Below are 23,026 nucleotides of genomic sequence, written 5' to 3' on the forward strand. Positions count from 1 at the left end.
ACGATGAAGGTAAACGAGGAGCGGATTGAACGTCGGCTCGGGGTTCTGATTGGGCTCAGGGCCGCGGCCTGCAACGACGTCGTGTGCTGCGTGCAATGGCAGGCGGTGCGGTCGGCATTCTAGCATGATGGTTTCATGGCGCCAGTGAAGGGGCTTGCGGACGAGATGGGTAGGAAGGGACGACATATGCTGTGGTTATTAGACGATTGTCGACAATCCATAAAATCACTTTGACGATAGGGTGCTTATTCGCTAGCTTTGGCGCCATTCATTCAAAAGGTGTCGACAATGTCAGATGCGCTCGAGGTCGTCACGGAATCTTCGCTGGACACGGAAACGCTGTCGGAGAACGTCTTCCGGCGCATTCAGGCGGCCATCGTCAGGGGCGACATTGCGCCGGGCAGCAAGATTTCCGAGCCTGAGCTGGCGCGCACTTACGGCATCAGTCGCGGGCCATTGCGCGAAGCGATTCACCGGCTGGAAGGGCAGCGCCTGCTGGTGCGTGTTCCCCATGTCGGCGCACGCGTTGTTTCGTTGAGCCATGCCGAACTGGTGGAGCTCTACGAAATCCGCGAATCCCTCGAAGGCATGGCGTGCCGACTCGCTGCGCAGCGCATGACCGCCGAGGAGGTCGACGAGCTGCGTCGGGTGCTGGAGACCCACGAACGCGACAGCGCTTTTCAGGCCGGTGTCGGCTATTACCAGCAGGAAGGGGATTTCGATTTCCATTACCGGATCATCCAGGGCGCACGCAACAGCACCCTGACGCAGATGCTGTGCGGCGAGCTGTATCAGCTGGTGCGGATGTACCGCATCCAGTTCTCGACGACGCCCAATCGTCCGCGACAGGCATTCACCGAGCACCATCGCATTCTCGACGCCATCGCCGACCGAGACGGCGAGCTGGCTGAACTGTTGATGCGCCGCCATATCGGCGCCTCCAAACGCAACATCGAACAGCACTATCAAGCGGCTACCGCCCGAGGTGAACAATGACTTCAAGAACGACTCCCGGCCAACGCTTCCGTGACGCCGTTGCCAGCGAGCATCCGCTGCAAGTGGTTGGCGCGATCAACGCCAATCATGCGCTGCTGGCCCAACGCGCGGGCTTCAAGGCGATTTATCTGTCCGGCGGCGGGGTCGCTGCAGGTTCGCTGGGGTTGCCGGACCTGGGGATCACCGGGCTTGATGACGTGCTCACCGATGTGCGCCGGATCACCGACGTCTGTGATCTGCCCCTGCTGGTGGACGTGGACACCGGTTTCGGAGCGTCGGCGTTCAACGTCGCGCGCACAGTGAAATCGATGATCAAATTCGGCGCCGCGGCGATGCACATCGAGGACCAGGTCGGCGCCAAGCGTTGCGGACATCGTCCCGGCAAGGAAATCGTGTCGCAGCAGGAGATGGTCGATCGCATCAAGGCTGCCGTGGATGCGCGCACCGACGACAGCTTCGTGATCATGGCGCGTACCGATGCGCTGGCCGTTGAAGGGCTGGAGTCGGCGCTGGACCGTGCTGCGGCATGCATCGAAGCGGGCGCCGACATGGTCTTCCCCGAAGCCATCACCGAGCTTGAGATGTACAAACTGTTCGCCTCACGGGTCAAGGCGCCGATTCTGGCGAACATCACCGAATTCGGTTCGACACCGCTGTTCACCACCGACGAGCTGAAGTCGGCTGAAGTGGCGCTGGTGCTCTATCCGCTGTCGGCTTTCCGGGCCATGAACAAAGCCGCGGAAAACGTCTACAACGCGATCCGTCGCGACGGCACGCAGAAGAATGTCGTCGACACCATGCAAACCCGCATGGAGCTGTATGAGCGCATCGACTATCACGCGTTCGAGCAGAAGCTCGATGCACTGTTTGCGCAGAAGAAGGGCTGAATGTATGTCCCGTTTCTGTAGGCGTGAGCTTGCTCGCAATGGCGGTTGTTCAGTTGGCATCCATGTCACCTGGCGAGACCCCAAAGCGAGCAAGCTCACTCCTGCAAGGGACCGTGATCATCAGCACCGAATTGCCGATTCCCTGAACAACTACAAGACTGGAGACAGCAATGGCTGAAGGAAAAGTATTGAGTGGCGCTGGCCTGCGTGGCCAGGTTGCCGGACAGACTGCCCTGTCCACCGTGGGTCAGGCCGGAGCCGGGCTGACGTATCGCGGCTACGACGTTCGCGAGCTGGCCGCGGATGCGCGTTTCGAGGAAGTCGCCTGGCTGCTGCTGTACGGTGAATTGCCGACCCGCGCCGAGCTCGACGGTTATCTGAAAAAACTGCAGGGCCTGCGCGATCTGCCCCAGGCACTCAAGGAAGTGCTGGAGCGCATTCCCGCCAATACCCACCCGATGGATGTCATGCGCACCGGTTGCTCGATGCTGGGAACGCTGGAGCCTGAAACCGGCTTCGATCAGCAGCGCGAGGCGACTGACCGGCTGCTGGCCGCGTTTCCGGCGATCATGTGCTACTGGTATCGCTTCAGTCACGATGGCAAGCGCATCGACTGCGTCACCGATGAGGTCTCCATCGCCGGCCACTTCCTTAAACTCTTGCTGGACAAGAGCCCGAGCGAACTGCACCGCAAGGTCATGGACGTTTCGCTGATTCTGTACGCAGAGCACGAATTCAACGCCTCGACGTTCACCGCGCGGGTGTGCGCTTCGACGCTGTCGGACCTGTTTTCCTGCATCACCGCAGCCATCGGCACGCTGCGCGGCCCGCTGCATGGCGGCGCGAACGAAGCGGCGATGGACATGATCGAGAAGTTCTCGTCTGCCGAGGAGGCGACCCAAGGCACGCTGTCGATGCTGCAGCGCAAGGACAAGATCATGGGCTTCGGCCACGCGATCTATAAGGACAACGACCCGCGCAACGAGGTGATCAAGGGCTGGGCGAAGCAGCTCGCCGATGAAGTGGGCGACACCGTTCTGTTTCCGGTCTCCGAGGCCATTGACAAGACCATGTGGGAGCAGAAGAAGCTGTTCCCCAACGCTGATTTCTACCACGCCTCGGCCTATCACTTCATGGGCATCCCGACCAAGCTGTTCACGCCGATTTTCGTCTGCTCACGCCTCACCGGCTGGGCGTCCCACGTGTTCGAGCAGCGTGCCAACAACCGCATCATCCGCCCGAGCGCCGAATACATTGGCGTCGAACAGCGCAAGTTCGTGCCAATCGAACAACGCTGAGAATGGTGCAAGCGCCTGCCTCGACCCTACAGAGGGCGGCATCAGGCTTCCGCCCTTTGAAACAAACCGTGACCGAGTCCTGACAATGAACACTGAATATCGCAAACAGCTGCCCGGCACCTCGCTCGACTTTTTCGACGCCCGCGAGGCGGTCGATGCGATCAGGCCAGGCGCCTACGCCACATTGCCTTACACCTCCCGCGTGCTCGCCGAAAACCTGGTGCGGCGCTGCGCCCCGGCGACCCTCGACGCCTCGCTCAGCCAACTGATAGAACGTCGTCGCGATCTGGACTTTCCCTGGTTTCCGGCGCGCGTGGTGTGCCACGACATCCTCGGTCAGACCGCGCTGGTGGACCTCGCCGGGCTGCGTGACGCCATCGCCGACAAGGGTGGCGACCCGGCCCAGGTCAATCCAGTGGTGCCGGTGCAGTTGATCGTCGATCATTCGCTGGCGGTCGAATGCGGCGGTTATGACCCGGATGCGTTCAGCAAGAACCGGGCGATCGAAGACCGTCGCAATGAAGACCGCTTTCACTTCATCAACTGGACCAAGCAGGCGTTCAAGAACGTCGAAGTGATCCCGCCGGGCAACGGCATCATGCACCAGATCAATCTGGAGCGGATGTCGCCGGTGATCCAGACCCTCAATGGCGTCGCGTTCCCGGATACGCTGGTCGGCACCGACAGTCACACGCCCCACGTCGACGCGCTGGGCGTGATCGCCATCGGCGTCGGAGGGCTGGAAGCGGAGAACGTCATGCTCGGGCGCGCCTCCTGGATGCGCCTGCCGGACATCATCGGTGTCGAACTGAGCGGCCGCCCTCAGCCAGGCATTACCGCCACTGACGTGGTGCTGGCGCTGACCGAATACCTGCGTCAACAGAAAGTCGTGGGGGCCTACCTCGAGTTCTACGGGGAAGGTGCCCACGCATTGACCCTGGGCGACCGCGCCACCATTTCCAACATGGCGCCGGAGTACGGCGCAACCGCGGCGATGTTTTCCATCGATCAGCAGACCATCGACTACCTCAGGCTCACCGGTCGTGACGAGGCGCAGGTCAGGCTGGTCGAGACCTACGCCAGAGAAACCGGGCTGTGGGCCGATGCCCTGAGCAGCGCCGAGTACGAACGCGTGCTGCATTTCGATCTTTCCAGTGCCGTGCGCAACATGGCCGGGCCGTCCAATCCCCATGCCCGCGTTGCCACCGCGGACCTTGCCGCCAAAGGCATCGCCAGCGCCTGGGAACAGACCCCGGGGCTGATGCCGGATGGAGCCGTGATCATCGCCGCCATCACCAGCTGCACCAATACCAGCAATCCGCGCAACGTCATCGCCGCCGGTCTGCTGGCACGCAATGCCAACCGGCTGGGGCTGACCCGCAAACCCTGGGTGAAGTCGTCGCTGGCGCCAGGTTCCAAGACCGTGGCGCTGTACCTGGACGAAGCGGGGCTCACTGCCGAACTCGAGCAGTTGGGCTTCGGCGTCGTGGCCTTCGCCTGCACGACCTGCAACGGCATGTCCGGTGCGCTGGATCCGGTGATTCAGCAGGAAATCATCGACCGTGATCTCTACGCGACCGCCGTGCTGTCGGGCAACCGTAACTTCGACGGGCGCATTCATCCTTACGCCAAACAGGCGTTTCTCGCCTCACCGCCACTGGTGGTGGCCTACGCGATTGCGGGGACTATTCGCTTCGATATCGAGAAAGATGTGCTGGGTGTCGGCGCCAATGGCGAAGAAATCCGCTTGAAGGACATCTGGCCAACCGACGAAGAAATCGACGCGGTGGTCAAGGCCTCGGTCAAGCCTGAGCAGTTCCGTCAGGTCTACATCCCGATGTTTGCCATCCACGAAGACACCGGTCCGAAAGTCGAGCCGTTGTATGACTGGCGGCCGATGAGCACCTATATCCGTCGTCCGCCGTACTGGGAAGGCGCGCTGGCCGGCGAGCGTACACTGCAGGGCATGCGGCCGCTGGCAGTCTTGCCGGACAACATCACCACCGATCACCTGTCGCCATCCAACGCGATCATGCTCGACAGCGCGGCGGGCGAGTACCTGGCGAAAATGGGCCTGCCCGAGGAGGACTTCAACTCCTACGCCACTCACCGGGGCGATCACCTGACCGCGCAACGCGCGACGTTCGCCAACCCGAAACTGTTCAATGAAATGGTGGTGGAAGGCGGCAAGGTCCGGCAGGGCTCGCTGGCACGCATCGAGCCTGAGGGCAAGGTCACGCGGATGTGGGAGGCCATCGAAACCTACATGGAGCGCAAGCAGCCGCTGATCATCGTGGCCGGTGCCGACTACGGTCAGGGCTCCTCGCGGGACTGGGCGGCCAAGGGCGTACGGCTGGCAGGCGTCGAGGCGATAGTCGCCGAAGGTTTCGAACGTATCCATCGCACCAACCTGGTCGGAATGGGCGTGTTGCCGCTGGAGTTCAAGCCGGGCACCAATCGCACCACGCTGAACATCGACGGCAGCGAAACCTTCGATGTAATCGGGGAGCGCACGCCGCGTGCCACCTTGACGCTGGTGATTCATCGCAAGAGCGGTGAGCGCCTGGAAGTGCCGGTCACTTGTCGTCTGGACACCGGCGAGGAAGTCTCGATCTACGAAGCGGGCGGTGTGTTGCAGCGTTTCGCCCAGGATTTCCTCGAATCTTCCGCGGTGGCCTGACCGGATTGCCGACATCCCCCGAGGCGATGTCGGCGGCCTTTATATAGGAAAAAAGTTCATGGCTCATACAGCGCAAATCAGGATACCCGCGACGTACCTGCGCGGCGGCACCAGCAAAGGCGTGTTCTTCCGGCTGCAAGACCTGCCCGAGGCGGCTCAGGTGCCCGGCCCGGCCCGCGATGCCTTGTTGCTGCGAGTGATTGGCAGTCCCGACCCATACGCCAAACAGATCGACGGCATGGGCGGCGCGACGTCGAGCACCAGCAAAACGGTGATCCTGTCCAGAAGCACGAAGCCTGATCACGACGTCGATTACCTGTTCGGTCAGGTGTCGATAGACAAGCCTTTCGTCGACTGGAGCGGCAATTGCGGCAACCTGTCGGCCGCGGTCGGCCCCTTCGCGATCAGTAACGGCCTGGTCGATGCAGCACGCGTGCCGCAAAACGGCGTGGCCATCGTGAGGATCTGGCAGGCAAACATCGGCAAGACGATCATTGCCCACGTGCCGGTCACTGAGGGCGCGGTGCAGGAAACCGGCGATTTCGAGCTGGACGGCGTGACCTTTCCGGCGGCTGAAGTGCAGTTGGAATTCATGGACCCTGCGGCGGAAGAAGAGGGCGGCGGTGGTTCGATGTTCCCCACGGGTAATCTGGTCGACGATCTTGAGGTGCCAGGCCTGGGCACGTTCAAGGCGACGATGATCAACGCGGGGATTCCAACGATCTTCGTCAATGCCAGTGACATCGGCTACACCGGCACTGAGTTGCAGGACGCGATCAACGCTGATCCTGACGCCCTGGCCAGGTTCGAAACCATCCGCGCCTACGGGGCTGTGCGCATGGGGCTGATCGGCCATGTCGATGAAGCCGCCAGACGGCAACACACGCCCAAGGTCGCGTTCGTGGCGCCGCCCAGGGATTACCTGTCCTCCAGCGGCAAGGCAGTGACGAAGCAGGACACCGACCTGCTGGTGCGGGCGATGTCGATGGGCAAGTTGCACCACGCAATGATGGGCACCGCAGCGGTGGCGATCGGCACCGCGGCCGCCATCCCCGGGACGCTGGTCAACCTGGCCGCCGGTGGCGGCGAACGCGGCGCCGTGCGTTTCGGGCACCCGTCCGGCACCTTGCGCGTTGGCGCCGAAGCGGCGCTGGCCGAGGGTCAATGGCAGGTGAAGAAAGCCATCATGAGCCGCAGCGCGCGGGTGTTGATGGAGGGGTGGGTTCGCGTGCCAGGCGATAGCTTCTGAGTTTTGCTTTTTTTGCAGGGCGCGCTTGCCCGCGAAAGCGTTCTGTCAATCACAAATGCGTGACTGACACGACGCATTCGCGGGTAAGCGCGCTCCCAAGATTTGGAAAGAGCTATTTAAACCGTCGCTCGACGCCTTTCTCCACCAGCACCTTCGCCGAGATTTCTTCGACCGAAAAATGGGTGGAATTGATGTTAGGAATGTTTTCCCGGCGGAACAGGTTCTCCACTTCACGCACTTCGAATTCGCACTGGGCGAAGCTCGAATAGCGGCTGTTGGGTTTGCGTTCGTGGCGGATCGCGGTCAGGCGGTCCGGGTCGATGGTCAGGCCGAACAGCTTGTTGCGGTGCTGCTTGAGCGCGGCCGGCAACTGCAGGCGCTCCATGTCGTCTTCGGTGAGCGGGTAGTTGGCCGCGCGAATGCCGAATTGCATGGCCATGTATAGACAGGTAGGCGTCTTGCCGCAGCGCGACACGCCCACCAGAATGATGTCTGCCTTGTCGTAATAATGGGTTCTGGCACCGTCGTCGTTGTCCAGCGCGAAGTTCACCGCCTCGATCCGCTCCATGTAATTGGAGTTGTGACCGATGGAGTGAGATTTGCCCACCGAATAGGAAGAGTGTGAACTAAGCTCCTGCTCCAGCGGGGCCAGGAACGTCGAGAAGATGTCGATCATGAAGCCGTCGGAGGTCGCCAGGATCTCGCGGATGTCCTGATTGACGATGGTGTCGAAGATGATCGGACGCACCTCATCCTTCTCGGCCGCCTTGTTGATCTGCTGGACCATGGCCCGGGCCTTCTCGACGCTGTCGATATAGGGCCTCGTGAACTTGTTGAACGTTATGTTTTCAAACTGCGCTAGCAGGCTCTGGCCAAGGGTTTCGGCAGTGATGCCGGTGCCGTCGGAGATAAAGAAAGCGGATCGTTTCATTTGCGCCCTGGGCCTTAAGCTGGTGACGATTCTTGGATATCATAGGCGGGCTTGCGAGCCATGACTGGCCGCATTCTACCTTTTTTCAGGGTACTGTTTTCAAAGGTACGGATGTCAAAGGTACAGATGTTCAGGATCCAGACCACCCGTGCGCAGAATCCGCTTTTCCTGTGGTTCCAGCACCAAAGCTTTTCCCAACAACAAATCGGTTAGTGGAGAGATCACCTTGGTAGAGTACGTAGTTTCCCTCGATAAGCTCGGCAAACATGATGTTGAGCACGTGGGGGGCAAGAACGCATCCCTCGGCGAGATGATCAGCAACCTGGCGGGCGCAGGCGTTTCCGTTCCCGGTGGCTTCGCCACTACAGCTCAGGCCTATCGTGATTTTCTTGAGCAGAGTGGTCTGAACGATCAGATTCACAAGGCACTCGATGCCCTTGATGTCGACGACGTCAACGCGCTGGCAAAGACCGGTGCGCAGATTCGTCAGTGGATCATGGAGGCCGAATTCCCCGAGAAGCTCAATGCCGAAATCCGTACCGCCTTCGCCGAATTGTCGGCGGGCAACCCGGACATCGCCGTTGCCGTGCGTTCTTCCGCCACCGCAGAAGACCTGCCGGACGCCTCGTTCGCCGGCCAGCAGGAAACCTTCCTGAACATTCGCGGCGTCGACAACGTGATCCGCGCGGCGAAAGAAGTATTCGCCTCGCTGTTCAACGACCGCGCCATTTCCTACCGCGTGCATCAGGGCTTCGATCACAAGCTGGTCGCCCTGTCTGCCGGCGTGCAGCGCATGGTGCGCTCCGAAACCGGCACTGCCGGCGTGATGTTCACGCTGGACACCGAATCGGGTTTCCGTGACGTGGTATTCATCACCGGCGCCTACGGCCTGGGCGAAACCGTCGTTCAGGGCGCGGTGAACCCTGACGAGTTCTACGTTCACAAGAACACCCTTGAAGCCGGTCGTCCCGCGATCCTGCGCCGCAACCTGGGCAGTAAGGCGATCAAGATGATCTACGGCGAAGAAGCCAAGGCCGGCAAATCGGTCAAGGTCATCGACGTCGACGCCGTCGACCGTGCGCGTTTCTGCCTGACCGATGAAGAAGTCAGCAACCTGGCGCGCCAGGCAATGATCATCGAAAAACACTACCAGTGCCCGATGGACATCGAATGGGCCAAAGACGGTGACGACGGCAAGCTTTACATCGTTCAGGCCCGTCCTGAAACCGTGAAGAGCCGCACCTCGGCCAACGTCATGGAACGCTACCTGCTCAAAGAGAAAGGCACCGTTCTGGCGGAAGGTCGCGCCATCGGTCAGCGCATCGGCGCCGGCAAGGTACGCATCATCAAGGACGTGTCCGAGATGGACAAGGTTCAGGCCGGCGATGTGCTGGTCTCCGACATGACCGACCCGGACTGGGAACCGGTGATGAAACGCGCCAGCGCCATCGTCACCAACCGTGGCGGGCGCACCTGCCACGCGGCGATCATCGCCCGTGAACTGGGCATTCCCGCCGTCGTCGGCTGCGGCAATGCCACAGAGCTGTTGAAAGACGGCCAGGGCGTCACCGTGTCCTGCGCCGAAGGCGACACCGGTTACATCTTCGAAGGCGAGTTGGGCTTCGACATCAAGCAGAACTCCGTCGACGCCATGCCTGAACTGCCGTTCAAGATCATGATGAACGTTGGCAACCCTGACCGTGCCTTCGACTTCGCTCAGCTGCCAAACGCCGGCATTGGCCTGGCGCGTCTGGAATTCATCATTAACCGCATGATCGGCGTGCACCCCAAAGCGCTGCTGAACTACCCGAACCTGCCGCTGGACATCAAGGAAAGCGTCGACAAGCGCATTGCCGGGTACAACGATCCGGTCGGGTTCTATGTCGAGAAGCTGGTGGAAGGGATCAGTACGCTGGCCGCAGCGTTCGCGCCGAAGAAAGTCATCGTGCGTCTGTCGGACTTCAAGTCCAACGAGTACGCCAACCTGATCGGCGGCAAGCTCTACGAGCCGGAAGAAGAGAACCCGATGCTGGGCTTCCGCGGTGCGTCGCGTTACATCAGCGAAAACTTCCGCGACTGCTTCGAACTCGAGTGCCGCGCCCTCAAGCGCGTGCGCAACGAGATGGGCCTGACCAACGTCGAGATCATGGTGCCGTTCGTGCGCACCCTGGGCGAGGCCAGTCAGGTGGTCGATCTGCTGGCCGAAAATGGTCTGGCCCGTGGCGACAACGGTCTGCGCGTCATCATGATGTGCGAATTGCCATCCAACGCCCTGATGGCCGAGGAGTTCCTCGAGTTCTTCGACGGTTTCTCCATCGGTTCCAACGACCTGACCCAGTTGACCCTGGGCCTGGATCGCGACTCCGGGATCATCGCGCACCTGTTCGATGAGCGTAACCCGGCGGTCAAGAAGCTGTTGTCCAACGCCATTCAGGCCTGTAACAAGGCTGGCAAGTACATCGGCATCTGCGGTCAGGGCCCGTCCGACCACCCGGATCTGGCGCGCTGGCTGATGGAGCAGGGCATCGAAAGCGTTTCGCTCAACCCCGACTCGGTGCTGGAGACCTGGTTCTTCCTCTCCGAAGAGGAAGCTCCAACGTGATGTAAATCGAGTAAGATGCTGGCCCGTTTTGCCGGGCCGGTTTCTTGAAAAGGGCGGTCTTGATGAGTCCGCCCTTTTTCATGCCCTTTTTTTACCTGACAGGTTCAGCCCGCGGACAGCCCTGGCGTGCTATTGCGGGCGTGACCTTCTCCGAATCAAGCAAGAGCAATATGCAAAGCAGCAGTCACCTCTTTCCAGTGGCCCTGATCAGCGCCGAACGACGCGGCGATCTGATCGAGGACGTTTATCGCCTCAAACCCGGCAACAGCATGGATTTCACGGTCGAGCTGGCCGTGACGCGTCTGGGTCTGGTCGCCGATCCGGATGTGCGCGGCGTGCCCGTGATCCTGCTGCACGGCAGTTTCTCCAACCGGCGCTTCTGGTATTCGCCCAAAGGCATCGGTCTGGGCGCCTACCTGGCGCGGGCAGGATACGACGTGTGGATCCCCGAGATGCGCGGGCATGGCCTGTCGGCGCGCAACGAAGCGTACCGGCATAACCGCGTCGCCGATTACGCGCGCTACGACTTGCCCGCCATCGCCGCCTTCGTCGCCGAGCAAAGTGGTCAGACGCCGCACTGGATCGGCCACTCGATGGGTGGCACGACGTTGGCGGCCGCGCTGGGCGGGCATTACATCGGCGTCGATCAGGTTGCGTCTGCCGCATTGTTCGGCAGTCAGATTACTCGCAGCTACTGGCCGCTGAAAGTGCCGCCCATGCAATGGGGCGCGCGGCTGTTGCTCAAACGCTTCGAGCACGTCTCGGGGCCGCGTTTCAAGCGCGGGCCCGAAGACGAGCCGATGGGTGTCGTGCTGGAGAACATGCGTTGGCATGGCCTGTTCGGGCGCTTCGGTGACAAGAAGGAAGACTGGTGGTCAGGCCTTCGTCATGTGCAGGTCCCGCTGCTTTGCGTGGCCGGGGCAGGTGATCATCAGGATCCGGAGTGGGCCTGTCGCGAGTTGTTCGAGCAGTTCGGCTCGCCCGACAAGACATTTCTGAGCCTGGGGCGCGCGCACGATTTCAGCGAGGATTTCGGTCATGTGCAGATGCTGGTCAGCAAAGCGGCGCAGGCTCAGGTCTGGCCGCGCGTGGCGGACTGGCTGAGCCGCAACGTTCCGCAGGCGCAGGCTGAATCAACGCTGAACGTTTCGCTGACTTCCTGAATCCTGACGAGCAAAGCGTTTCTATACGCGGGCGTTGCCGCTAAGCTACCTCCAGTTGAGTGGTTATACGGCGTGATTCGGGACAAAAACTCGTCGGTCAGGTTTTTGTTCTATATAAGGAAGCATTGTGGGCCTGGCCGCGGTCACAGCAGCGTGCCGGTCGAACCCGCTGCGATGGCAATCCTTGAGAACCAAGCCCTTCACTGACAGGAGTTACCCCATGCACTACATCACTCCGGATTTGTGCGACGCCTATCCTGATCTCGTTCAGGTGGTTGAGCCGATGTTCAGCAACTTTGGTGGTCGCGATTCATTCGGGGGCGAGATCGTCACCCTCAAATGTTTCGAAGACAACTCACTGGTGCGTGAGCAGGCCGAACAGGATGGCACGGGCAAGGTGCTGGTGGTCGATGGTGGAGGCTCGCTGCGCTGCGCGCTGTTGGGCGACATGCTGGCGGAAAAAGCCGCCAGAAACGGCTGGGAAGGCATGGTCATCTATGGCTGCGTGCGCGATGTGGATGTACTGGCACAGACCGATCTGGGTGTGCAGGCGCTGGCCAGCCATCCGCTCAAGACCGACAAGCGCGGGCTGGGCGATCTGAACAAAGTGGTGACGTTCGGTGGCGTCACGTTCCGCCCCGGCGAATACCTGTATGCCGACAACAACGGCATCATCGTATCGCCCAGCCCATTGAAAATGCCGGACTGACCGGCGTGCTCGTTCAACGCATGGCAAGGACAGTGAATGTTCGATGAAACAAACGCGCAGTGGGGGCTGGTGCATGCCCTGGTGCTGGATGGAAAAGGCGGGGCGCGTTCTATCGCACGAACCGAACTGGATTGCCTGCAACTGGAGCCACAGGAAAGCGTGTGGCTTCACTGGGACCGCAGTCACCCGCAGACCCAGACGTGGCTGCGTACCGCCAGCGGTCTGAGCGAGTTCGTCTGCGACCTGATGCTCGAGGAGAACACCCGGCCGCGACTGTTGCCATTGCCGAACAATGAGTTGCTGCTGTTTTTGCGTGGCGTGAACCTCAACCCCGGCGCCGAGCCTGAAGACATGGTCTCGGTGCGCATCTTTGCCGCCGCCCAGCAGGTCATTTCGCTGCGGCTTCGCTCGCTGCGCGCCACCGATGAACTGATCGACCTGCTCAATGAAGGCAAAGGGCCGAGAACCGCTTCCGAACTGCTGGTTTATCTGGCCCAGCTGCTCACTGACAAGGTCCAGGCCGTCGTCAGCGAACTGACCGAACTGGTCGATGACATGGAAGAGCGCATCGATGCCGACGAGCGGTACATGCCGGAACATGGCAACATGGTGCACATCCGCCGAAGGGCTGCGGGCATGCGTCGCTTTCTGGCGCCGCAGCGCGAGATTTACGCCCAGCTCACGCGGAGCAAGATTCCCTGGTTCGTCGAAGATGACGCGGACTACTGGAACGAGTTGAACAACAGCCTCACACGTTACCTCGAAGAACTGGAACTGACCCGCGAGCGAGTGGGGCTGGTGCTCGAGGCCGAAGACAGGCGCTTGAACGAGCGCATGAACCGCACGATGTACCGCTTCGGAATCATCACCGGCATCTTCCTGCCGATGAGTTTTCTGACCGGCTTGCTGGGCATTAACGTCGGCGGCATTCCGGGCTCGGACAATCCTTACGGATTTCTGTTTGCCTGTGCATTGATGGTCGTCGTCGCGCTGGGGCAAATGTGGCTGTTCAAACGGCTGCGCTGGGTGTGAGGCATAAAAAAGCTGCGCCGTCCTGCATCGAGTGTGTGACTCATGCAGACTGGCCTGCGTCTTCCAGTGACATTACGTGAGGTGCCTATGCACGACCCGTTTGAAGAATCACTGCGAGACATGCTCAATTCTTCGTCCTCCAGCCGGGACGATGACGCGGTTCTGGGACGCGTGTTGAAAACCGCGAACCGCCAGGTCGGAGCAGGTGACCTGTTCGGCCTGCTTGGTCGCTGCACCCAGGCATTGATGATTGCCGTGAATAACGGCTCGGCTCACGTTTCACCTGTTTCCCGTCGCAAGACGATTGCCGGTACTGCTTTCTCCGGTGCTAAAGACAAGGCTGACTGAATATGGAATTGGATCTCTGGACACAGAGCCTGGTTACCGCAATGACTGCGTTGTGGACCAAAGTCGCGAACTTCATCCCGAATCTTTTCGGCGCGCTGGTGGTGGTTCTTCTGGGTTTCGTCGTGGCAAAACTGCTCGACACCCTGTTGTCTAAGCTGTTGGCAAAACTGGGTCTGGATCGCCTGATGGGCGGCACCGGCCTGACTAAACTGATCAGTCGCGCGGGCATTCAGGTCCCGATTTCGACGTTGATCGGCAAGATCGTCTACTGGTTTGTGCTGTTGATTTTTCTGGTTTCAGCGGCAGAATCGCTGGGGCTTGAGCGCGTATCTGCGACACTGGACATGCTCGCGCTGTACTTGCCGAAAGTGTTCGGCGCGGCGCTGGTGCTGCTGGTGGGCGTACTGCTCGCGCAGTTGGTCAATGGCATCGTGCGCGGCGCTGCTGAAGGCGTCGGGTTGGACTATTCGGCGGGCCTTGGGCGTATTGCCCAGTGGCTGGTCATTATCATCAGTATTTCCGTGGCCATCAGCCAGCTGGAGGTCAAGACTGACCTGCTGAATCACGTGATCGTGATCGGATTGATTACCGTTGGTCTGGCCGTTGCGCTGGCGATGGGCCTGGGCAGTCGTGAAATCGCGAGCCAGATTCTGGCGGGTATTTATGTGCGGGAGCTGTATCAGGTAGGGCAACAGGTGCGTATTGGAGAGGTCGAAGGGCAGATCGAAGAGATTGGCACGGTGAAGACCACCCTGCTGACCGATGAAGGCGAGTTGGTGTCATTGTCCAACCGGATCCTTCTCGAGCAGCGAGTGAGCAGCCGCTGAACCGGCAAATCTGCTAATGTATGCCGCCGCAAAATCCCGGGACGCTCGGGACGCGGCGGACATTTATCCGACTGTCGGCACGACTTGTTTTGAATAAACCCCAATCGCTCTCTCTGCGTTACGACCCCCGCGAGCTCTCTGACGAGGAGTTGGTCGCGCGCTCGCACGCCGAGCTGTTCCATGTAACGCGCGCCTACGAAGAGCTGATGCGGCGCTACCAGCGGACACTTTTTAACGTCTGCGCGCGCTATTTAGGGAACGATCGCGATGCTGACGATGTCTGTCAGGAGGTGATGCTTAAGGTGTTGTATGGATTGAAAAATTTCGAGGGAAAATCGAAATTCAAGACCTGGCTTTACAGCATCACCTACAACGAATGCATCACGCAGTACAGGAAGGAGCGGCGAAAGCGTAGATTGATGGACGCTTTGAGCCTGGACCCTCTCGAGGAAGCGTCAGAAGAAAAGGCGCCAAAACCCGAAGAGAAGGGCGGACTCGATCGCTGGCTCGTGCATGTGAACCCGATCGACAGGGAGATTCTGGTGCTTCGATTCGTCGCAGAGCTGGAATTTCAGGAGATCGCAGACATAATGCATATGGGCCTGAGTGCCACGAAAATGCGTTACAAACGGGCACTCGATAAATTACGTGAGAAATTTGCAGGCGTTACCGAAACTTAACTCGGAGCAAATATCTCTAACGGGCAGGCAAGTTCTGATAGACTTGCCGATGAGTTGTCCCTCGATAAGTGGGACTGCTTTACAATCACCAGATGGGGATTTAACGGATGAAACTGAAAAACACCTTGGGCTTGGCCATTGGTACTATTGTTGCCGCAACTTCGTTCGGCGCGCTGGCACAAGGCCAAGGCGCAGTCGAAATCGAAGGCTTCGCCAAGAAAGAACAGTTCGACAGCGCTCGTAATTTCAAGAATGACGGCAACCTGTTCGGCGGTTCTGTTGGCTACTTCCTGACCGACGACGTTGAATTGCGTCTGGGCTATGACGAAGTGCACAACGTCCGTAGCGACGATGGCAAGAACATCAAGGGCGCGAACACCGCTCTGGACGCTCTGTACCACTTCAACAACCCGGGCGACATGCTGCGTCCGTACGTCTCGGCTGGTTTCTCCGATCAGAGCATCGGTCAGAACGGCAGCGGCGGTCGTAACCGTTCCACCTTCGCCAACATCGGCGGCGGTGCCAAGCTGTACTTCACCGACAACTTCTACGCCCGTGCTGGCGTTGAAGCTCAGTACAACATCGACCAGGGCGACACCGAGTGGGCGCCTAGCGTCGGTATCGGTGTGAACTTCGGCGGCGGCTCCAAGAAAGTCGAAGCAGCACCAGCCCCAGTTGCTGAAGTGTGCTCCGACAGCGACAACGACGGCGTTTGCGACAACGTCGACAAGTGCCCTGACACCCCGGCCAACGTTACCGTTGACGCCAACGGTTGCCCGGCTGTTGCTGAAGTCGTTCGTGTTGAGCTGGACGTGAAATTCGACTTCGACAAGTCGGTCGTCAAGCCAAACAGCTACGGTGACATCAAAAACCTGGCTGACTTCATGAAGCAGTACCCACAGACCACCACCACTGTTGAAGGTCACACTGACTCCGTCGGTCCTGACGCTTACAACCAGAAACTGTCCGAGCGTCGTGCAAACGCCGTTAAGCAAGTTCTGGTTAACCAGTACGGTGTTGGCGCTAACCGCGTAAACTCGGTTGGCTACGGCGAATCCCGCCCAGTTGCTGACAACGCAACTGAAGCTGGCCGCGCTGTTAACCGTCGCGTAGAAGCACAAGTAGAAGCTCAAGCTAAGTAATTAGCCCTCGCTTCACGAAAAACCCGGCTCAGGCCGGGTTTTTCTTTTTCCGAGTTTCGTAAAAGCTGTTGCGTTGGATCGACAGTGTTGTAAGTCCAACTGCTCTAGATCAACGCTCTCGGCGTTCACTGCCCTTATTCAGGGGTGGGTCAGGACGATGCGCGGATGTAAGCCTCGCCTATCGGCCCGACGCTCTCCTCAGCAAGCAAACGGTCCGCTGTCAGTGCTTGAGCAACCACACCCACAGCAGCATATTCAGCAACAGCGATAACAGCGCCACGGTGCGCCAGACCTTGACGGGTTCGCGTTCCAGCAATGGTTTGGGCCGAGGGCTGGCAGTCGCAAGTTCGCCATCACGCAGTTCCAGCAGCCAATGCTCGGCGGTCTCGAAACGTTTCTCGGGATTGGCCTGAAGGGCCCGATCCAGATGATTCTCCAGCCAGAAGGGGATGTCCGGGCGATAGCGGCTGACGGGCACTGGATGACCGAAGCGACGGTGCTGAAAGGCCTCGATTTCGCCGTATGGATAGTGTCCGGTAAGCAAGAAGTACAACGTCACGCTTGCCGCATACAGATCAAGCGCCGCAGACGGTTCCGCGTTCTCGAACGCTTCCGGGGCAATGTAGCTGGGTGTGCCAGGCACTTCGCCCTCGACGCGGACGGATAGCCCTGGGCAATACGCCAGGCCGAAGTCCAGGATGCGCAGGCCCGCGCTCTCTTCGAGCAACAGATTCTCCGGCTTTATATCCCGATGGACGATGTTTCGACGGTGCAGCAGCGCGACTGCCCCGAACAGGTCCCGGGCCAGACTGAGCCAGCGCGACACTTCCATCGGGCCTTGTTGCCCCCAGGTTTGCGCCAGCGTCTGACCCGGGTATTCGCGCATAACGTAATACAGGTGCTGCCTGTCGGGCAGTGGATGAACGTCCGGAAAAAAACGTCCCGCGACCCGGCGCAGAAACCACTCTTCGAGCAGCAGCGCCTGGCCGGCATTGTCCTCGTCAACGCGGCGCTGCGGCAGGGTCTTGAGCAGCCAGCGTTGCTGCTGGCTGTCACGCACGCGATAAATCAGCGATTGCCGCGAATCGCCCAGCCGCTCCTCAATGTGCCAGCCCTCAAAGAACTGGCCCGGTTTCAGGGTGGGCGGCGCTGGCCATTGCTGCAGTTGAAGCAGGGTATCGCCCAATCCGTCACTGCCCAGTCGGTCGACCTGGATCAGCAGGGCGGTGGCATTGTCCGGGCTGCCGGCAAGGTGCGCGGCGCTGACCAGCGTGCGCGCGGCCATGTCGAGGTCATCCTGCTCGCGGAGAATCGAGGCAATCCGCTGATCATTCAGCGTGGACCACACGCCATCGCTGAGCAGCAACAGCCGCTCGCCTTCGCGCAGTTCGCCGTCCAGATAATCCATGACCACGAATTGATCCAGGCCCAGCGCGCGCTTGAGAACATGCTGCATGTCGGGTTGCTCCCAGACATGATCTTCAGTGATGCGCTGCAGATGGCCCTGATGCCACCGGTAAACCCGGCAGTCACCGACGTGGGCGAGGGTGAAGCGCCGACCGCGCAGCACCAGCGCGCTGACCGTGGTCATCAGCCCGTTGGCCAGCAACCAGCGATTTTGCGCCAGCAACAGACGGTCCAGCGCCTGGGCGATGCCCCAGGTTTCCGGGGTCGCGTAGTAATCCAGCGCGAGCGCCTGCAGGGTCGAACGCGAGGCCAGGCCGCCGTCTGCGCACTGGCTGACGCCGTCAGCGAGGGCGAACAGATAACCCTTGCTGGCGGCGAGGGCCGGAACCGGCGTCACCACCCGGGTGGCGTCCTGGTTTTCCGACCGCGGACCGCGGCTGCTGAACTCCGCGCAGCGTACTGTCAGACCACTGCGGGCGGCGTCGAGGGCGACAGGCTGGTTCATCTCAGGCGGCCTCTGATCACACCCGTGCGGCGGTCACGGCCGCCGATCCCCAAGTCGTTCTCCAGCGGCGCTTGACGTTCATCAGGCCGAACCAGGCGAGAACGCCGAGCAGGGCAAACAGCCACAGGCCCAACTGGTAGTCGCCGGTGTTCTGCTTGATCGCGCCCAGGCCCGCGGCGAGCAGGAAACCGCCGATGCCACCGGCCATGCCGATGAGGCCGGTCATCACGCCGATCTCTTTGTGAAAGCGCTGCGGCACCAGTTGGAACACCGCGCCATTGCCAGCGCCCAGACCGAGCATCGCGGCAACGAACAAGGCCAGCGCCGCCCATGAACTCGGCAGGTGGAAGCCCACGGCCGCAATGCAGATCGCTGCGACCGCGTACATGCCCGACAAGGTTCGAATGCCACCAAAGCGGTCGGCCAGTGCGCCGCCCAGCGGACGCATCAGGCTGCCGCCGAAGACGCACGCCGCGGTGTAATAGCCGGCCGTGACCGGGCTCAGGCCGTACTGATCGTTGAAGTAGCCGGGCAGGGCGCTGGCCAGGCCGATGAAGCCACCGAAGGTCACGCTGTAAAAGAACATGAACCACCAGCTGTCGCGATCGCCCAGGGCCTTGAAGTAATCCTTCATGGATTTGGTTTTGGGCCGCTGCGGGGCATTTTTCGCCATCAGCGAGAACGCGATGAGGGTCAGCAGCAGTGGCAACGCGGCGAAGCCGAACACGTTGCTCCAGCCGAAAGCTGCCGCCAGCGCCGGCGCGATCAGGGCGGCGAAGACGGTGCCCGAGTTGCCGGCACCGGCGATGCCCATGGCTTTGCCCTGATGCTGCGGCGGGTACCACTGCGAGGCGAGCGGCAAGGCAACGGCGAACGACGCGCCAGCCATGCCGAGGAACACGCCCAGCAACAACGCTTGCTCGTAACTGTGAACACCCAGCTGCCAGGCGCAGAGCAGGGCCAGAATGACGATCACCTGGCCAATGATCCCGGCGGTCTTCGGCGAAAGCTGGTCTGCCAGCATGCCCATCAGGAAACGCAGGAACGCGCCCGCCAGAATCGGCGTTGCGACCATCAGGCCGCGTTGCTGGGTGGTCAGCTGCAGGTCGGTGGCGATCTGCACCGCCAGCGGGCCAAGCAGGTACCAGACCATGAAGCTCAGGTCGAAATACAGGAACGCTGCGAACAGCGTCGGTTTGTGGCCGGCTTTCCAGAAGCTTGTATTCATCTCATACCTCATCTGCAGAATATCGTTGCCGGTGCGGGCGATACGTGCACCGCTACGGGTCAGGTCATGCAGGTGAAGCACCGGCTCGGCGCTCCACCCGGCCCATTGCTACGGGCCAAAAACGAAAAAACGTCGCAACCCGGTCCGCTTGCGCGAAGGGGTGTGCGACGTCTTTGTCGTGAGTGGGGCAACCGCCATTGGCTACCTGTAAGGTCTGTAAAGCAAGGAGCGGGCCAGCCGTCAGCCCAGTAGCTCACTCATGGCAATGATCTGCTCGGCGACCTGAATCAGTTTCTGTTGCCGGCTCATGGCCTGGCGCCGCATGAGGGTGTAGGCCTCTTCCTCGTTGCAGTGCTTCATTTTCATCAGCAGGCCTTTGGCGGTTTCGATGCGTTTGCGCTCCGCCAGTTGCTGATCGCGGGCATGCAGTTGCGCCCGCAGGTCCTGATCGCTTTCGAAGCGCGCCATGGCCACGTCCAGAATCGGCTGCAGGCGCTGTGCGTGAATGCCTTCGACGATGTAGGCGCTGACCCCGGATTTGATCGCCTGACGCATGACGCCGGGGTCATGCTCATCGGTGAACATGACGATGGGCCGGGGCAGGTCGCGGGTCACCAGCACCACTTGCTCCATGACGTCGCGGCCGGGCGACTCCGTGTCGATGAGGATCACGTCCGGGCGCACCGCCTGCACCCGCTCAGGCAGGTCGATGATCAGGCCGGATTCGTCGATCACCTCGAAACCCGCTTCCACAAGTGCGGCTTTCAGGCGACCGACTTTCTTGGCGGTGTCGTTGATCAGCAGGATACGCAGCATGCCGGCATCCTCCTCAAAGGTCCGCGACGACAGGCGCGGCGTCTGCCAGCGCATGCAGCTTGAAGCTGCGTGCGTAGCCGGCCGGGTCACTGCCATCCCAGATTTTGCCGTCGATCAGTTGACTGCTGCGCATGGGCGAGTCCGGGACATCGATACCCAGCGCCGTGGCCGCCTCGCGATACACATCGAGCTGCTGGACCGTTTTCGCGACGCCCAGATAGTCCGGGTCTTCGCGAAGCAGGCCCCAGCGGCGAAACTGGGTCATGAACCACATGCCATCGGAGAGGTAGGGCAGGTTGACCTGACCCTGGCGGTGGAAGCTGACGGCATGACGATCGGTCCAGCGATTGCCCAGGCCGTCGTCATACTCGCCCACCAGCCTGGGTTCGATGGCCTCGACCGGCGCGTTGACGTATTCGGCGGCGCTGAGCAACTGCGCCGTGCTGCGTCGATTGTCCATGTTCTGTTCAATGAAGCGACTGGCCTCCAGCACCGCCATGACCAGCGCTCGGGCGGTGTTGGGGTACTGCTGGACGAACTCCAGGCTGCAACCCAGGACTTTTTCCGGATGATCCGGCCAGATCGCCTGTGTGGTGGCGAGGGTAAAGCCCAGGTGCTGGCTCACCGCACTGGCGCCCCACGGTTCGCCGACACAGAAACCGTCGATCCGGCCCGCTTGCAGGTGTTCGACCATCTGCGGCGGTGGGACCACCACGCTGTCGACGTCGCGCAACGGATGAATGCCCTGACTCGCCAGCCAGTAGTACAACCACAAAGCGTGGTTACCGGTGGGGAACGTCTGGGCGAAGGTCAGTTTTGAATCGCTTTGGTGCGTACGCCGGTCCAGTGCCTCAGGAGTGATCACGCCTGCGTCCTGCAAGGCCCGGGACAGATTGATGCTTTGGCCGTTCTGATTCAGCCCCATCAACACGGCCATGTCCCTGGCCTGGCTGCCGAGGCCCAGGTGCGCGGCGTAGACCAGCCCATACAGGCTGTGTGCGGCATGCAGTTGGCCGCTGACCAGTCTGTCCCGCAGGCTGGCCCAGGAGGGTTGCCGATGCAGGTTGATGTTCAGGCCATAAGGCTGGGCGAATCCCTGGGTCGCGGCGACCACCAGTGAGGCGCTGTCGGTCAGCGCCATGAAGCCCACGTCGACGCTGTTCAGTTCCGGAGCGTCGCTGCCATTGACCCAGGCCAGCGCGGTGTTGATCGGATCATTCATGCTTTGGGTTCCGCCTGAGACCGGCCGCGCACCAGGGCGCGGCCCAATCTCCAAAAAAAACGTCGCATCGCCCAGGCCTTGACCGGGGCGATAACGACGTCGTTGTCAGGCGCCTCATTCCGCCGTTGGAGCGAGGCAAGTACAGGCCCTGAAGCAATCGATATGCCAGTGATCGGCGAAACACCCGGCAAAGTTCTCCAGATGCCTCGCGCATCGACGGCGTGGACGTCTATAATCGGCCGCTGACTTCAGCCGCAATCGAGCCGCGCCCGCCCATGTATAACCTGGCCCGCCAGTTACTGTTCAAACTCTCTCCGGAAACCTCCCACGATCTGTCCCTGGACCTGATCGGCGCGGGCGGTCGTCTGGGCCTCAACGGCCTGTTCAACAAGGCGCCCGCGCAATTGCCGGTAACGGTAATGGGCCTGCAGTTCCCCAATCCGGTGGGGCTGGCGGCGGGGCTGGACAAGAACGGCGCGGCCATCGACGGCTTTGCCCAGCTCGGCTTCGGTTTCATCGAAATCGGTACCGTGACTCCGCGTCCGCAGCCCGGCAACCCGAAACCGCGGATTTTCCGCCTGCCTCACGCCGAGGCGATCATCAACCGCATGGGCTTCAACAACCTGGGCGTCGATCACCTGATCAGCCGGGTTCAGGCGGCCCGATACAACGGCGTGCTGGGCATCAACATCGGCAAGAACTTTGACACACCGGTCGAGCGGGCGGTGGATGACTACCTCATCTGCCTGGACAAGGTCTACGCCCATGCCAGCTACATCACCGTCAACGTCAGTTCACCGAACACGCCCGGCCTGCGCAGCCTGCAATTCGGCGACTCGCTCAAGCAATTGCTCGAAGCGTTGCGCGTGCGTCAGGAAACATTGACCCAGGCCCACGGCAAGCGCGTGCCACTGGCGATCAAGATTGCGCCAGACATGAGCGACGAAGAAACCGTACTGGTTGCCAGCGCGTTGCTGGAGTCGGGGATGGACGCGGTCATCGCGACCAACACCACCCTCAGCCGCCAGGGCGTTGAAGGCCTGCCTCACGGTGACGAGGCGGGCGGTCTGTCGGGCGCACCGGTGCGCGAGAAGAGCACGCACATCGTCAAGGTGCTGGCCTCCGAGCTGGGCGGCAAGTTGCCGATCATCGCAGCGGGCGGGATCACTGAAGGCAAGCATGCGGCCGAGAAGATCGCGGCGGGCGCGAGTCTGGTGCAGGTTTATTCCGGTTTCATCTACAAGGGCCCGGCGCTGATTCGCGAATCGGTGGACGCGATTGCGGCGATGGCTCGGTAAGTGTCT

At 61.0% G+C, this 23,026-nt stretch carries 19 protein-coding genes; 14 read left to right on the top strand and 5 right to left on the bottom strand.

Annotation, left to right across the window (positions count from 1 at the left end; all coding sequences use genetic code 11):
* The first annotated feature begins 288 nt into the window (after nt 1–288).
* The 5 genes from AAGQ88_RS12185 (at nt 289) to prpF (ending at nt 7,110) form a co-directional block, all read left to right on the top strand.
* Nucleotides 289–996 carry a GntR family transcriptional regulator gene (locus AAGQ88_RS12185; RefSeq protein ID WP_285423994.1) on the top strand — a complete coding sequence of 236 codons (708 nt, stop codon included), beginning with the start codon at nt 289–291 and terminating at the stop codon, nt 994–996.
* Complete coding sequence (gene prpB / locus AAGQ88_RS12190) at nt 993–1,883, top strand: methylisocitrate lyase (protein WP_093458378.1); 891 nt, start codon at nt 993–995, stop codon at nt 1,881–1,883. Before AAGQ88_RS12185 ends, prpB begins: the two co-directional genes overlap by 4 nt.
* A 170-nt stretch (nt 1,884–2,053) precedes the next feature.
* Nucleotides 2,054–3,181, top strand: a complete 1,128-nt coding sequence (gene prpC / locus AAGQ88_RS12195) for a 2-methylcitrate synthase (RefSeq protein WP_342655495.1) — start codon at nt 2,054–2,056, stop codon at nt 3,179–3,181.
* A gap of 85 nt (nt 3,182–3,266) precedes the next feature.
* Nucleotides 3,267–5,861, top strand: coding sequence for a Fe/S-dependent 2-methylisocitrate dehydratase AcnD (acnD, locus tag AAGQ88_RS12200; protein WP_342655496.1), 2,595 nt, complete (start codon nt 3,267–3,269; stop codon nt 5,859–5,861).
* 58 nt (nt 5,862–5,919) lie between these two features.
* Nucleotides 5,920–7,110 carry a 2-methylaconitate cis-trans isomerase PrpF gene (gene prpF / locus AAGQ88_RS12205; RefSeq protein WP_342655497.1) on the top strand — a complete coding sequence of 397 codons (1,191 nt, stop codon included), beginning with the start codon at nt 5,920–5,922 and terminating at the stop codon, nt 7,108–7,110.
* 112 nt (nt 7,111–7,222) lie between these two features.
* Here prpF and AAGQ88_RS12210 read toward each other — a convergent pair whose 3' ends face one another.
* On the bottom strand, nt 7,223–8,041 hold the full coding sequence (locus tag AAGQ88_RS12210) for a pyruvate, water dikinase regulatory protein (protein WP_081566090.1): 819 nt from the start codon (nt 8,039–8,041) through the stop codon (nt 7,223–7,225).
* A gap of 226 nt (nt 8,042–8,267) precedes the next feature.
* Between AAGQ88_RS12210 and ppsA the strand changes: the two genes are divergently transcribed.
* The 8 genes from ppsA to AAGQ88_RS12250 all read left to right on the top strand — a co-directional run bounded on the left by ppsA (nt 8,268) and on the right by AAGQ88_RS12250 (nt 16,544).
* Nucleotides 8,268–10,643 (top strand): phosphoenolpyruvate synthase, encoded by a 2,376-nt coding sequence (ppsA, locus tag AAGQ88_RS12215; RefSeq protein ID WP_342655498.1) that lies wholly within the window; start codon nt 8,268–8,270, stop codon nt 10,641–10,643.
* Nucleotides 10,644–10,813: 170 nt separating this feature from the next.
* On the top strand, nt 10,814–11,806 hold the full coding sequence (locus AAGQ88_RS12220; RefSeq protein ID WP_342655499.1) for an alpha/beta fold hydrolase: 993 nt from the start codon (nt 10,814–10,816) through the stop codon (nt 11,804–11,806).
* Nucleotides 11,807–12,026: 220 nt separating this feature from the next.
* Complete coding sequence (gene rraA / locus AAGQ88_RS12225) at nt 12,027–12,515, top strand: ribonuclease E activity regulator RraA (RefSeq protein WP_093458384.1); 489 nt, start codon at nt 12,027–12,029, stop codon at nt 12,513–12,515.
* Nucleotides 12,516–12,551: 36 nt separating this feature from the next.
* Nucleotides 12,552–13,547, top strand: coding sequence for a zinc transporter ZntB (locus tag AAGQ88_RS12230; protein WP_285423989.1), 996 nt, complete (start codon nt 12,552–12,554; stop codon nt 13,545–13,547).
* 87 nt (nt 13,548–13,634) lie between these two features.
* Entirely contained in the window at nt 13,635–13,895 is a 261-nt protein-coding gene (locus AAGQ88_RS12235) for a CrfX protein (protein ID WP_342655500.1), read from the top strand.
* A 2-nt stretch (nt 13,896–13,897) separates the two neighbouring features.
* Nucleotides 13,898–14,722: a mechanosensitive ion channel domain-containing protein gene (locus AAGQ88_RS12240; RefSeq protein ID WP_093458387.1), complete on the top strand. Its 825-nt coding sequence runs from the start codon at nt 13,898–13,900 to the stop codon at nt 14,720–14,722.
* Nucleotides 14,723–14,811: 89 nt separating this feature from the next.
* Entirely contained in the window at nt 14,812–15,402 is a 591-nt protein-coding gene (sigX, locus tag AAGQ88_RS12245) for an RNA polymerase sigma factor SigX (protein WP_093458388.1), read from the top strand.
* A 107-nt stretch (nt 15,403–15,509) separates the two neighbouring features.
* Entirely contained in the window at nt 15,510–16,544 is a 1,035-nt protein-coding gene (locus AAGQ88_RS12250) for an OmpA family protein (RefSeq protein ID WP_074749765.1), read from the top strand.
* A 220-nt stretch (nt 16,545–16,764) separates the two neighbouring features.
* Here AAGQ88_RS12250 and AAGQ88_RS12255 read toward each other — a convergent pair whose 3' ends face one another.
* From AAGQ88_RS12255 to AAGQ88_RS12270, 4 genes are all read right to left on the bottom strand, one after another.
* Nucleotides 16,765–18,456, bottom strand: a complete 1,692-nt coding sequence (locus AAGQ88_RS12255) for a bifunctional protein-serine/threonine kinase/phosphatase (RefSeq protein WP_342655501.1) — start codon at nt 18,454–18,456, stop codon at nt 16,765–16,767.
* Between the two features lie 16 nt (nt 18,457–18,472).
* On the bottom strand, nt 18,473–19,684 hold the full coding sequence (locus AAGQ88_RS12260; protein ID WP_342655502.1) for a nitrate/nitrite transporter: 1,212 nt from the start codon (nt 19,682–19,684) through the stop codon (nt 18,473–18,475).
* 240 nt (nt 19,685–19,924) lie between these two features.
* The gene (locus AAGQ88_RS12265; RefSeq protein ID WP_093458390.1) at nt 19,925–20,500 is read right to left on the bottom strand and encodes an ANTAR domain-containing protein; all 576 of its coding nucleotides are present in this window, start codon (nt 20,498–20,500) and stop codon (nt 19,925–19,927) included.
* Nucleotides 20,501–20,513: 13 nt separating this feature from the next.
* On the bottom strand, nt 20,514–21,722 hold the full coding sequence (locus AAGQ88_RS12270; RefSeq protein WP_342655503.1) for a CmpA/NrtA family ABC transporter substrate-binding protein: 1,209 nt from the start codon (nt 21,720–21,722) through the stop codon (nt 20,514–20,516).
* Between the two features lie 275 nt (nt 21,723–21,997).
* Here AAGQ88_RS12270 and AAGQ88_RS12275 point away from each other — a divergent pair, with 275 nt between their 5' ends.
* Nucleotides 21,998–23,020, top strand: coding sequence for a quinone-dependent dihydroorotate dehydrogenase (locus AAGQ88_RS12275; protein ID WP_342655504.1), 1,023 nt, complete (start codon nt 21,998–22,000; stop codon nt 23,018–23,020).
* Nucleotides 23,021–23,026 lie beyond the last annotated feature (6 nt).

It is taken from the genome of Pseudomonas sp. F3-2 (genome assembly GCF_038804275.1).
Classification (GTDB): domain Bacteria; phylum Pseudomonadota; class Gammaproteobacteria; order Pseudomonadales; family Pseudomonadaceae; genus Aquipseudomonas.